General features: G+C 58.2%; 12 protein-coding genes and 4 pseudogenes. 10 read left to right on the top strand and 6 right to left on the bottom strand.

Features of this window, described 5'->3' with window-relative positions:
• The 5 genes and pseudogenes from BSU04_RS47980 to BSU04_RS48905 all read left to right on the top strand — a co-directional run.
• The coding region (locus BSU04_RS47980; RefSeq protein ID WP_089163265.1) for an ATP-binding protein at positions 1-1,317 on the top strand (1,317 nt) is incomplete at its 5' end.
• A 35-nt stretch (positions 1,318-1,352) separates the two neighbouring features.
• Entirely contained in the window at positions 1,353-2,093 is a 741-nt protein-coding gene (locus tag BSU04_RS47975; RefSeq protein WP_256983302.1) for an amidohydrolase family protein, read from the top strand.
• A gap of 26 nt (positions 2,094-2,119) precedes the next feature.
• Complete coding sequence (locus tag BSU04_RS47970) at positions 2,120-2,251, top strand: hypothetical protein (RefSeq protein ID WP_256983301.1); 132 nt, start codon at positions 2,120-2,122, stop codon at positions 2,249-2,251.
• 209 nt (positions 2,252-2,460) lie between these two features.
• Positions 2,461-2,679 (top strand): hypothetical protein, encoded by a 219-nt coding sequence (locus BSU04_RS47965; RefSeq protein WP_256983300.1) that lies wholly within the window; start codon positions 2,461-2,463, stop codon positions 2,677-2,679.
• Positions 2,676-3,191: pseudogene (locus BSU04_RS48905) on the top strand (amidohydrolase family protein). Before BSU04_RS47965 ends, BSU04_RS48905 begins: the two are co-directional and overlap by 4 nt.
• Positions 3,192-3,374: 183 nt before the next feature.
• Here the strand turns inward: BSU04_RS48905 and BSU04_RS47950 are convergent.
• The 5 genes and pseudogenes from BSU04_RS47950 to BSU04_RS46635 form a co-directional block, all read right to left on the bottom strand.
• Positions 3,375-3,739 (bottom strand): annotated as a pseudogene (locus BSU04_RS47950) (IS6 family transposase); the annotation flags it as partial.
• A gap of 34 nt (positions 3,740-3,773) precedes the next feature.
• Positions 3,774-4,775: an aldo/keto reductase gene (locus BSU04_RS25960; protein WP_089163264.1), complete on the bottom strand. Its 1,002-nt coding sequence runs from the start codon at positions 4,773-4,775 to the stop codon at positions 3,774-3,776.
• A gap of 25 nt (positions 4,776-4,800) precedes the next feature.
• Positions 4,801-5,604, bottom strand: a complete 804-nt coding sequence (dkgB, locus tag BSU04_RS25955) for a 2,5-didehydrogluconate reductase DkgB (RefSeq protein ID WP_089163263.1) — start codon at positions 5,602-5,604, stop codon at positions 4,801-4,803.
• A gap of 25 nt (positions 5,605-5,629) precedes the next feature.
• A pseudogene (locus tag BSU04_RS25950) lies at positions 5,630-6,780 on the bottom strand (MFS transporter).
• Positions 6,781-6,910: 130 nt separating this feature from the next.
• Positions 6,911-7,087, bottom strand: coding sequence for a hypothetical protein (locus BSU04_RS46635; protein WP_179258449.1), 177 nt, complete (start codon positions 7,085-7,087; stop codon positions 6,911-6,913).
• 456 nt (positions 7,088-7,543) lie between these two features.
• Between BSU04_RS46635 and BSU04_RS46630 the strand changes: the two genes are divergently transcribed.
• Genes BSU04_RS46630 through BSU04_RS25940 form a run of 3 tightly spaced genes read left to right on the top strand, consistent with a single transcriptional unit; the run spans position 7,544 to position 9,408 of the window.
• A complete protein-coding gene (locus BSU04_RS46630) occupies positions 7,544-7,852 on the top strand; it encodes a hypothetical protein (protein WP_179258448.1) in 309 nt (102 codons plus the stop codon).
• Entirely contained in the window at positions 7,747-8,805 is a 1,059-nt protein-coding gene (locus tag BSU04_RS25945; RefSeq protein ID WP_256983297.1) for an MFS transporter, read from the top strand. Before BSU04_RS46630 ends, BSU04_RS25945 begins: the two co-directional genes overlap by 106 nt.
• Positions 8,806-8,841: 36 nt before the next feature.
• Entirely contained in the window at positions 8,842-9,408 is a 567-nt protein-coding gene (locus BSU04_RS25940; protein ID WP_089163261.1) for a VOC family protein, read from the top strand.
• A 273-nt stretch (positions 9,409-9,681) separates the two neighbouring features.
• Here BSU04_RS25940 and BSU04_RS25935 read toward each other — a convergent pair whose 3' ends face one another.
• On the bottom strand, positions 9,682-10,929 hold the full coding sequence (locus BSU04_RS25935; protein WP_089163266.1) for an integrase catalytic domain-containing protein: 1,248 nt from the start codon (positions 10,927-10,929) through the stop codon (positions 9,682-9,684).
• A 438-nt stretch (positions 10,930-11,367) separates the two neighbouring features.
• Between BSU04_RS25935 and BSU04_RS25925 the strand changes: the two genes are divergently transcribed.
• Both BSU04_RS25925 and BSU04_RS25920 read left to right on the top strand, forming a co-directional pair.
• Positions 11,368-12,039: a porin gene (locus BSU04_RS25925; protein ID WP_179258446.1), complete on the top strand. Its 672-nt coding sequence runs from the start codon at positions 11,368-11,370 to the stop codon at positions 12,037-12,039.
• Positions 12,040-12,132: 93 nt separating this feature from the next.
• Positions 12,133-12,362: pseudogene (locus tag BSU04_RS25920) on the top strand (IS701 family transposase); the annotation flags it as partial.

The raw sequence follows: 12,362 nt of genomic DNA, 5'->3' as shown, positions 1-12,362 counted from the left end.
GGTACGGACCGCGATCTGATCCTCACCGTGCCGGGCCGCGGCTATCGCCTTCTCCAGCGGCGGAAAACCGTCCTGTCTCCCGAAACCGCGTCGCAGGCATCCGGAGGGCGTCCCCTTCCACCATCGACGTCCAAGCTTTTTGGACGCGACTGCGCAGTCAAGCAGATCCGCTCGATGCTGGCAAACTCACATGTGCTGACGTTGGTCGGCGCGGGCGGTATCGGCAAGACGACACTTGCGGTCGAAGCAGCTCGCCATTGCTCGGCTGACTTCGACGAAGCGGTCTGCCTAGTCGAACTGGCCGCGTTGACCAAGCCAGAGGACGTGATCGGAGCGATCGTTGAGGGTTGCGGGCTGACGCTGCCAGGCCCGCGAGCCGATGTCGCGCAAGTGGTCGCCGCATTAGGCCGGCAGCGCAAGCTGCTGGTGCTCGATAACGCGGAGCATGTGATAGCCGCGGTCGCGCACATCGTCGATGCGCTGGTTGTCGGCAACGACATGCTGCGCGTTCTCGTGACGAGCACAGAGCCGCTTCGAATAATGCCTGAGGTGGTATTCAGGGTTGACCCGCTGGGTGTGCCGGCGGCCGGCTCCACCGATGCAGAAATCCTGCAGTGCTCCGCGGTCAATTTGTTTTTCCTGCGTGCCAGCTTTTTGCAACGCGAAGTCGGCGTCGACAGCGCGCAGATCCGGCTCGTCGGCGAGATCTGCCGCCGTCTCGACGGCATTCCGCTGGCCATCGAACTCGCGGCTGCTCGCGTCGTCGCGCTCGGCGTGGAGGGAGTCCATAGGCGGCTGGACGACCGGATGGCGATTCTCGCCGGCGGCTATCGGACCGCGCTGCCGCGTCATCAAACCTTGCGCGCGACGTTCGACTGGAGTTTCGCGATCCTCGACACGAGCACCCGGACGATATTCCGACGTGTCGCGATATTCGATGGCAGCTTCACCATTGAGATGATGTGCGAGGTCGTGTGCGACGACGAATACTCTGTGGCGAGCGCGATCACTGGCATCACCGAACTGGTGGCGAAGTCCCTGGTCAACGTTGAATTCGAGGGGCCGGTCGCGAAATATCGCTTGTGCGAATCGACCCGTGCCTATGCGCTTGAAAAGCTGCACGCTGAAGGCGAATTTCAGGCCATGACCGCGCGCAATTCGCACTATCTCTCCAGTTTCTTTGAGCCGCAAACAGGCGCCGATTTGAACGAGGAGACCATTAATCCAGCCGATTTAAACAGACACTCGAAGATGCGCGCATCGTCTTCGACTGAACCTTCGCTCCGGACGGCGACCTGTGAATCGGCATCGAACTAGGGTCGAACCGGTTCGGTGCGCTACTTGACGCCGGCATGATCGAAGAGTGCTGCGCGCGCGCCTCGCCGGCCGTCGTTGCACTCGAAAGCGAAGGCCGTTATCCGTGGTTGCAAGAGGAATATCACGACGATTTTTTCCTTGGCGACTACCATCCGATCCGACAGGATTTTCGCGCGGAAGAGTTCTTGCGTGCCACGTCGAACCAGCGGGTGATCGGGAGCGTGCATGTTGAGGCCGAGCGATCGCGCGATGAGCAAGTTGCCGAGACGCAATGGCTGCATCAGGTCAACGAACGGTTTGGATTTCCGAACGCGGTGGTGGCGCACGCATGGTTTGATCGCGATGATTGCGCAGAGATTCTCGCGCAGCAAGCGCAGTTTCCACTGGTACGCGGGTTTCGCTCGAACCCGGTAACTTCTAGCGCGTTTGATCAAGCAATTGCCGGGCAGCCCGGAACGATGCAAGACTCCGCCTGGCTCGACGGCTTCGCGCTGCTCGAGCAATTCAATCTGTCGTGGGACCTGCGGGTGCCGCCCTGGCATCTGCCCGACGCCGCTGAAGTGACCTCCGCATTTCCGCAAATTCGTATTGCCCTCAATCATGCCGGCTTCGCATGGGAGCACAGTGAAGCCGGGCTGCGGCGTTGGCGTGGCCGGATGGAAACGCTCGCCGGGCAACCTAACGGACATGTGAAGTTATCGGAGTTCTGCTTGAAGGACGAACCGTGGGGCTACGAAAGCAATCGTGCGGTCGTTGCTCGCCATCTTCCGCTATGAGCGGCATGTTGGCGAGCAACTACCCTGTGGCTAGTCTTCGCCCAAGTTACGACACCATCGCCGATGGACTTGCGCGCATGCTCGAGCCACTTGGCCGTGAGCCGCAGGAACGAGTGTTCTACAAGAACGCGCAGCGGTTTTATCGTATTGGAGAGTGACGGATAGTGAGGACATGAACGATGAACCATGAGCAAACGATCATCGACTAGCGTGCGCGTTTCTTGCACACCGGCGACGACAACGATTTGTCGATCGCCGACGCCTACCAGCATTTCTTCGATATCGAAAAGAACTACTACTCGTGGTTGTGCGATCGTCCTTTGAAGCCGCTTCGCTACGGCGACTACGAAAGCAATGTCGGGATTTTTTGCCCGCTAATTATCTGGCGCAATGTGGTTATCACAAGATCGTTAAAACAGTGTTGATTGAAGGGGAGTGGGACCCGGGCGATCCGATGGGCGAGTTGCGCTGGGTCGACGATCTCGCGAACAGGGAAGGTGTTCCGCACGCTATGTCCGCGCAAGCGTGGCTTGACCGCGAGGATCTCGCGACCCTCTGTCGGCTTATGGCGCGCATCCATTGGTGAAGGGCGTTCGCCATAAGCCTACGGCCGTGGCTCGCGAAGTGTATCGCGACAACTTCCGCGCACTCGGGTCGATGCGCGATACAAAATGGCGAGACGGTTATGCGCTTCTCGCACAATATGGCCTCTTGTTCGAGCTGCAGGTCTTTTGGTGGCACCTGATGGAGGCTGCTGATTTGACTCGCGATTTTCCCTCCACGCAAATTTTCGTTAACCACACGGCGTTGCCGGCCGACCGCAGCGGCGACGGTCTCGCCGCGTAGCGCGCTGCGTTAGAAAATATTGCACGCGAGCCGAACGTGCACCTGAAAATCTCGGGAATCTGCGTGCCCGTACAACGCTGGAGCGCGGCGGTGAACGGCATGGTAGCGCTTGATCCAATAAGAATTTTCGGCGTCGAACGCTGTTCGTTCGCGAGCAATTTCCCGTTGGATGATGTGGTGGATTCGCTCTCCGATATCTTCGATGGTTTCAAAGCAATCGTTCAGCCGTTCTCGCCGGCGGTTATTCCATGACAACACGGCGGGTGTTTATGGGTTGTGAAGGGGATTTTGATGCGCGGTGGCTATCTTTACAGGGTGTATCGGTTCAGCAGTACACGCATACCTCGGGTGGGTTTTGTCAACTTGTCGGGGTTAAGGCTGAAAGACGCGACAAAGGTGGGAGCCCTCAGAAAGAGCAAGCCGGTTTCCGGTGATCTAGATAAGATCGCACCTCATAACGAATCGCGCCACGAGTTGTTTGCAATAGCAATGAAGCGCCCAGCAGATGCCGCTTGAGCGCGAAATGCTGCCGGATCGGCCCGAAGCAGGAAAGAAATTTCTGCGCGTGTTTCGGGCCTCGAAAGCGTGCGTGGGACGCTCGCGTTCCCAAGTCGGTTGGGAACTATTCTCTGCGCGAGTGCGCAGCCGGGCTACACTCTTAACGAATGCGTGCTTCACGTTCGCAAGCTCCGGGATCCCGGCTCCTGCTTCCGAAAAACTGCGCAACCGATCGATTACGATCTAGCGGGGGCCGGGCTCGAACGCAGCACACCCGTGAAGAAGCGTTTGGCAGCAGCACGAAGATCAGTCCGTCATGCTGCCCAAACGCCGCTTCTAGTTGCCTAAAGGCACCGGTGCATTCGCCGCGACCAAACCGTCTTGTTTGAGCAGAACCCAAAGCTCAGCCGGAATTGGTACTGCCGCCAACGCGATATTTTCGCTGATGCGCTCTGGACGGCTAGCACCGGGGATGATTCCCGCCACCGCCGGATGCGCCAGTGAAAACTGCAGCGCCACCGACTTAATATCCACGTCGTAGCACTCACAGATCTGCTTGATCCGTTGGACGCGTTCGATCATTGCCGCAGGGGCTTTCTGGTATTCGAAATGCTCGCCGCCTGCGAGCAACCCCGAGTTATACGGGCCACCCACGACAATACCAAGACCTCGCGTTTCGCATGCTGGCATCAGCCGTGCGAGTGCGGTTTCATGATCGAGCAGCGTATAACGACCGGCGATCAGGAAACCATCAGGATCAGCGCGTTCAAGCGCGAGCTCACACGCTTCCACGCGATTCACACCGAGACCCCACGCCTTGATCACCCCTTCATCGCGCAGACGTGTGAGCGCTTTTGCAGCGCCGTTCATGGCTGTATCGAATACGGATAGCCAGTTGTCGCCGTGAAAATCCTTCGCCGGATCGTGAATCCACGCATAGTCAAGATGATCGGTTTTCAGACGCCGCAAGCTGTCGTCGATAGAACGCAGCGTGCCATCCTCGGTGTAGTCGTAGACAATCTTGTTTGGCAGCCCATGTTCAAACAGGCCGCCCTTTTCTCCCAGGTCACGCTTATCCGGCGCCTCGATTTCGTCGAGGATCAGGCGGCCGACCTTGGTTCCGAGCATGTACTCGTCACGCGGATGGTTTGACAGCGCCTCGCCCAGGCGGAACTCTGCGAGACCCGCACCGTAAAGCGGCGCACCGTCGAAGTAGCGGATACCCGCTTGCCACGCGGCGTCGACTGTGTCGAGTGCTTCCTGTTCGGGGATTTCGCGAAACATGTTGCCAAGCGGAGCAGTGCCGAAGCCAATACGATTTGGAATGTTGATACGCATGATGAATTCCTTTGATCTGTGATGTTCAATCCCAAGCCGGCGCAAGTCCGTCCGGGCTGGTTAGGCGGTCGTTGCGTTCCAGCGCTTCGATCCGCGCGAGTTCGTCGGCAGAAAGATGCAAGGATTGCGCTGCCAGATTGCTTTCGAGGTTGACGCGTTTGGTAGACGATGGGATCACCGAATACCCAAGCTGCATGGCCCATGCAAGCGCCACCTGCGCAGGCGTCGCCTCGCGTTCCTTCGCGATGGCCTGGATCACCGGATCCTTAAGCACCTTGCCGTAGGCGAGCGTCATGTACGACGTGATGTGAATGCCCTGGCTTTGCGCAAACGCAACCGCCTTGCGGTTCTGCAGGAACGGGCTCAACTCGATTTGGTTCGTCGCAATTTCTTTGACGCCAACAGCATCAATCGCGCGCTGCATTAAGCCGATCGTAAAGTTCGACACACCGATCTGCTTCGTCAGCCCTTGCTCTTTCGCTTCTGCGAGCGCAAGCATGAATTCAGCAACAAGCACGGTATCGGCCGGCGACGGCCAGTGAATTAAGGTCAGGTCGACGCTTTCCATATGCAGCTTGGTGAGGCTTTCCTTAAGGCTGGGAATAAGCCGCTCCCGGGAGAGATTTTCGGTCCATATCTTGGTTGTGAGGAATAACTCGTTTCGCGGGACGCCGCTCTCTTCAATGGCTTGCCCGACCTCCACTTCATTGCCATAGATCTGCGCCGTATCGATCGCGCGATAACCGACGTCAAGACCGTTGCGTACCGAGTCGATCACGGTCTGCCCGGTCAGTCGAAACGTGCCGAGACCCAATGCGGGAATGCTCATGGTGATGCTCCTCTATGAAGTGAATTTACTGGCGACCGGCTGCGGCCGTGTCTGACAGAGATTGTGATTGACGCGCAAGGAAAGTACGCCGGTTGAGCCAGCTACTCAGGACCGTTAGCGCTAACGCAACTGCCACGATTCCCGCGCCGACAGCTCCAGGTGAGCGCCGATCTGCCTGCCTGCCGCCGATCCTCCGGCTACGCTCAAGCTGAACGCCGCGATGTTGAGACCCGAAGCTACGTTCGCCGAGCCCGGCGCGAAGCGTTCGGCCTGCATCACTCCGTAGACCTGCAAGGCCGACACGTTGGCGAACGCTACAGCTCCCCAGACGAGCACGGTGAGCAGTACGAGCGGCTTGGAAGGCGCAATGAACGTCAGCACCAGCAGCACGACTGCAAGCAAACCGAAGATCACTTTGAGTGCGAACACCGGTCCGCGCTTGTCGGCGAGCTTGCCGCCCCACACGTTGCCGAAGGCAACCGATATGCCGTACACCTGCAGCACCGCGCCGACGAACGACGGGCTGAAACCGGAGATTATTTCGAGGATCGGAGCGAGATAGATGAACGCGATGAGCGAGCCGCCATAGCCCATTGCATAGACAAGCAGAAGGCGCGGCTGCACCGGCACGCGCGCTCGCTTAAGAAGCGGCACGGGCGCGTCATTCTGGATATCATTTGGCACGAACCAGAGCGAGCCGACCAGCGCGACGAGGCCGAAACCCGCGACGATCGTACCGAGCGGAATACCCGTGACGAAAGCGACGGTCATGCCGCTGAACATCGTTGCAATGGCGCTGGTGGCTTTTTCCTTCGGCACCAGGTTGGTAGCGATGATCGAACCGACTGAGAAGAACACGCCGTGGGCAAGCCTGGTGAGCACACGCGCCGCGATCAACGTTTCGTAACTGGGCACCCACCACGCGACCCGATTGCCGAGCGAGAAGAGGCCATAAGGCCGACGAGCAGCGTCTTGCGCGGCACGCGGCCGGTCAGTGCGGTCAGTACGGACGCGCCGACAACTGCAGTGAGCGCGTAGAGGCTCACCAAGAAACCAGCGGACGGCAGGCTCACAGGGAGGTTTGTCCGCGATTGTCGGGATAAGCCCGACAATCACGAACTGGGCGGTGCCAATGGCGAACGCGCTGATGGTCAGTGCGAGAAGAGCTAGCAGCATGACGGCGACTCGGATTCGACGATTCGAAGTTCGCAAGTGTCTACGCTTTGCTCATTTTCAAAAACCCTGCGAAAGGCAGAAGACTCTTGATTCAGAGTCAACAATCGATGCTTCACCTCTTTCCCTGCAATTACGTCATGCTTCGGCCTTCAAGGTACGTCGCGCGCGTCAACGGCACGCGATCTGTCATTGCGACGCCCGCGAAATCGGCCTTGAGTTCGAGGCCGATCGCGCCGCGAGGTACTGTCACGTCGCTAACGGTCGAGCGGGCGAAGACGTAAGAAATAGGTATTCCTGATTTAGGCATCAAGGCGATCCCGCATTGAATTGACGGTCACGGTTAGCCACGCTTGAAAGGCCTGTTTCCGCGCGCCTGCGCGCTTGGAACGAAGTCCTCCAGCTTGCGCACAGAAAACAAACGCTCGGTGAACGCGTCGTTGCCACGCATGATCTCTTCAGGCAGTAGGGGTCTTTATTAAACGCTCTCAGTTGCGTTCGCGATGACATTCGTAGTCGGCATTTCAGCGGCCTGCTAGGGGGCGAGATCGGCTCCGTACCACTGGGCGATGAGAAGCAGCTGCATTGCAGACACTGCAATGCAGCGTTGCTTTTTACCCCGGTTTATCAATATTTTTGGCGTAAATATGCTTCGTATGCGGGTCGTCGTCGTTACGTAAGTGTCCAACGCACACGTTAGTTTTTGGACTGGACGCACGATAATATTGATCGAACGATAATGTGACGTATGTTAGAGGGACTTCTGATGAACAAGCTGGGCGAATTCAAACGTGGATGGGTGCAACTCGTCGGGTCCATCGTCGGCCTCGGCGTTGGCGTGATCGGGCTTGGATCCTACAACCTAGGTTTGTTCGCGAAAGATCTTCAGCAAAGTGTCGGTCTGAGCAAGACCCAGTACGGCGCCGGCTATATGGCGTTCACGTTCGGTCTGGCATTGGGTCTGCAGGTGTGGGTACCCTGTCCAGATTCGGCGCGGCACGGACCGCAGCTTCCAGCGCTTTGGCGCTTGCCACATGTTTCGTTGCGATGGCGGAATTCACCTCCTCACCTGTGACCTACGTGCTGCTCGTCGGCCTGGTCGGTTTTTTTGGTGGCGGGACGAGCGGTCTGACATTCACGCGAATCGTTAGCGGATGGTTCGATCGCGGGCGGGGGTTTGCGCTTGGTCTGACGCAGGTTGGCCTTGGCTTCTGCGGTGCAGTTTTGCCGCCGCTCATAGCCGGAATTATTGGCAGGCACGGCTGGCAGGCCGGCTACCTTGCCTTGGCGGCAATAGCGGCGATCGGCGTCCCTGTCGCCTTGTTTGGTCTGAGCGAAGACCGCGCTGTCACGAACCAAACGCAAGTGCGGCCAACGGAAACCGAGGCTCGCGTTTTATCGGAGGAGTTCGCCGCCGTACAACGGGGCTCGACATTTTGGCTCATGTTCATTGCTTTCGCGCTGTCGACGCTATTCGTGTCAGGAAGCGCCCAGCACATGGCACCGATGCTTCGGGAATTGGGCGCAACTTCTGGGGCAGCCGCAAAGTTCATGAGTTTGATCGGGATTGGAACGATCTGCGTCCGGCTGATCGCCGGCTGGCTGTCTGACTATGTGCACGCACCCTGGTTAATGGCTTTTTCATGTTTCATCGGTATGTGCGGGGTGCTGGCGTTGAAGTTCGGCGGCATTGCATATGCACCGGTTTATGCTTTCGCGATTGGGTGGGCTTTTGGCGGCGAGATCGATCTGGTTGCATATATGTGTACGCGCTATTTTGGACTAAGGATGTTTGCACGGGCATATGCCTGGCAGTACGGAATGCTTTGTATTGCGGCGGGATTGGGGCCGCTGGGCACCGGGTGGTTAGCCGACAAATTCGGCAGCTACCAGCCCGGACTGCTTATCAGCTCAGTGCTCGCTGCCGGCGCGGCACTCACGTTCGTGCTGATGCCCCGGTACGAAGGCTTGCGTGAGGACGCGTCTCAGGACGGTCCGCAAAACTTCAGTCTTAAGAACTCCGATTGAAAGACTAATAAACACCATTTACAGAGGAATACATAAATGATTCATTTTGATCACGTGTGCCTGGCTGCGCAAAATGTTTACGAGGCGACTTTTCGGCTTAGTCGGGAAACGGGATTCGGCAACTATGACGGGGGGTTCTTCCCCCTGTACGGAATCGGCCACAAGGTCGTTCCACTTTCGCACGACATATACATTGAAGTCGAAAGCGTTGTCGATCATATGGCGCTTAAGCGCAACCAGCCGCTCGCGAAATTCTTCGAGCAACAGACAATGGAGGGCGATTGTTTTGTCGGTTGGTGCCTGAGAGCCGACTCAATCGATGAGCTGCAAGCGTTCGCAAAACATCACGGCACCGTCGTCGATGAGGATACGACGGGTAAAGACGCGGGCCGTCAAATGATGAACGGGAATCGCGGATTTGCGCTGCAGACACCAAGCGCGTTGACGGCCTGGCCGAAAGGGAAGCCGAACTTGTACTTCAAACCGGGGAGCAGCACTCATGCTGCGAGCATCCCAACCGAGCCAGGTACAGTCTTTTCCAATTCAGGTATGAGCCTGAAACAACCGGGGATCGGCAATGCGAAGCGAGTCGATCCGTTGTAGATCGGAAGAGTATATCGGTGGCTGTATCGGTGGCGGGGGAAGGATCTGTGATGAGTGTCATTGGGACAAGACGCGCAGCGGCGCGTCAGGCCGAAGGCAAAGCTCGTGGGGAGCCGGTGGGCAACGGCGGCACCGCGTAGCGGCTGTCCATAGCCTTGTGCTGTGGGCAGCGCCGTTGTCCACCGGCGGGCGCGAGACTCCCGCCATGATGTAACGGCTACCGCGTGTACCGGACCCGGTACACGCTTCATGTTCGGCGGCGCAGCCGCCTGTTCAGGCTGTGCGTTTGTCGACGCGTCTGAACAGCGCGGCGCGGGCCTCGTTGAGTTCCTCGGCGGCCTGCAGGTCAGTCAGCGCGCAGGCGCGTTGGCGCAGATCTTCGAGCGTGATGCCTTCTCGCATGAAGGTCGCTGCATCAGGCAGGCTCGCCAGCTTGTCCAGCGGCGTCATCGCGTCTTTCGGGCGATAGATGCGTCTGATGCGCCCGGGTTTGCGCGGGTCGGGCACATCGGTGGAGAACAGGCACGGTCGGTGGAAGTTCAGAAACGGATTGAGGAACTCCACGCAGAACGTGTTGAAGTGCGCCGCATGGTGCTGCGGGATGTGCCCGTAGCCAAATATCTTGCGCACCACCGCACCGTTCTTCGTTTCCGCCAGGCCGTTGTCGTTGCTGTGGCGTGGGCGGCTGCGCGTGAACTCGATGCGCAGCTTGTCCAGCATCGCGGCCACCCGGTGGTTGACGTACTCGCTACCGTTGTCGGCGTGGAAACCCAGGATATCGAACGGGAACTGCTCGAGCATCTGCTCGATGACGGGCAACAGATGGGCCTCGGAGATCGTCTGCACGGTGGCCGTCACTTCCCACTGGGTGACGCAATCGACCGCGTTGATGTGGTACAGGCCCTTGGCGCCGTCGAGATCGCCCTGATGAACGCTGTCGATACGCACGAAACCCGGACGCCCTTCGGGAGCCGGAGCACGGCGTGTGCCGATTATCGTCGCCTTCGTCGGTCGGGTCTTTGTCTGCACGACGCGCCGGTCGCGGTAAGCAGCGCTGTTACGCAGGTTGTACAGGTGCCCCACCGAGAGCGAGCCCAGCCGCTCGAAGCGCGCATCGCCGAAGACGTCGCGCTGGCGGCGCAGCACGCAGGCCGTGGCCGGTCCCGAGAGCGTGCCCATGGCGCTGTCTACCTCGGCCAGCAGCGCCACATCAAGGCGCGTATAGCGCCGTGCAAAAGCGTGTTCGGGCGCGCGGTACTGCTTGACCAGTGGCTTGCGCGCCATCCAGCGTGACACCAACCGCGTGACCTGCGCGCGGCTATAGCCGCTCATATGCCGCAGGTAGGCCAACACTGCGCCGCGCTCCGAGCGCTTCAACTGGCGGTAGTCTATGCGCCGTAGCACGGCGTCAATCCAGGTGTAGCGTCCCGCATCATCCCCCGCCTGCCTGAATTCGAGAGCCTGCGTGCCCGCCAGGACCTGCCGCATCTTCTCGACGGTGCTCACTTGTACTTCGTTCATATCGATCACCATCCCTTGATGATGATCGACCCGCTGCGCTGCCCAGCTGCCACTCAGCCAGACAATCGCCGTTTCCGGCCCGGCCCAGGATCACTCCTCGCTGGAATTACGCCTGCGTCTTCAGGCTCAGACCTCGTTGGACAGGACTGGTACTGGCAGCATCAAAGGCCGCGGACTAAACTGGATCGAAATCGGAGAAGACGAAACAGCGTTCGCGTCATGGCTGGGAGATATTGTCCGGCCTGCCAATTTCCCTTTCGAGATCCGATACAACGAAAAGAGCGCCGGGTTATACGCGCTAGGCGTAGAGACAGACGATGGCGAACGGGTGATCAGGCGCGCGCCAGTGACTCTTTGAGTTCCACCGAACCCGTGGAGCAAGAACTCGAAGTCTGCTTTTGAGTGAGTTTCTCAGCGAATTTTCCCTTGATAATGAAAATGAAAATTAATTCAGTGCTTGCGGCTTGCAGCATGAGCGCTGTGTTGTTTTGTCCAATCGCATTCGCCCAAAGCAGCGTGACGTTTTACGGCCTCATTTCGGGCGGCGTCGCATATTCTACCAATCAGAGCGGTAACCATACCTACCAGACAGTCAGCGGCACAAACCAGTCGCCCCGTTGGGGACTCAAAGGTGGGGAAGAATTGGGTGACGCCACAAGCGCGATCTTTACTCTTGAGAACGGCTTCAATATCTTCAACGGCAATGCATCGTTCAATGCTCGGCAGTTTGGTAGACAAGCTTTTATGGGCCTGACCAACACCACGTGGGGCACGTTGACGTTGGGTCGGCAATACGACTCTGTAGAAGACTTGCTTGCAATGAATACTGGGTTTAACTGGAATGGCACTATTGGAGACAACGATAATACGTATAACAATATCCATGTAAATGACTCGATCAAGTACACAAGCAAGACAATAGGCGGGCTGCAAGTTACCGCCTTGTACGGTTTTAGTAACTCCACGACCGGCTTCAACAACAATCGGGCTTTCAGTATGGGTGCAAGCTATAACTACGGTCCGGTAAATTGGAACGTCGCGTACACGGAGTTCGACTCGCCTTATAGCGCAAGTAACCCCACAGGCGCCATAGATACGGATTACTCTTAGGACTTACGCAAAATGCCGCGCCTGAACGCGGAAACGAATTGTTACGAAACGACGTAAACCTGGAGCGGCGCGGAGTTTCGTATTGTTGAGCGCATGACGAAACATCTGAGCCGCCTGGGCTACTGCCAGTACCTGCTGACGAGCCCGACCAACTGCACGCTGACCAACTTTGCCGACCATGTCGACGATATGAGCCACGATGCCATCAACCGTTTTTTGCGCCGCGAGCACATGACGCCGCGCCTCGTTTGGGACAACGTGCGCGCGCAGATCGTTCAGCATGAAGACGGCTGCATCGTGTTCGACGACTCGGTCACCGACAA

This window comes from Caballeronia sordidicola (assembly GCF_002220365.1).
Classification (GTDB): Bacteria; Pseudomonadota; Gammaproteobacteria; order Burkholderiales; family Burkholderiaceae; genus Caballeronia; species Caballeronia sordidicola_C.
The sequence above is the reverse complement of the archived record's forward strand: the minus strand, read 5'-3'. Positions and strand labels throughout refer to the sequence as shown.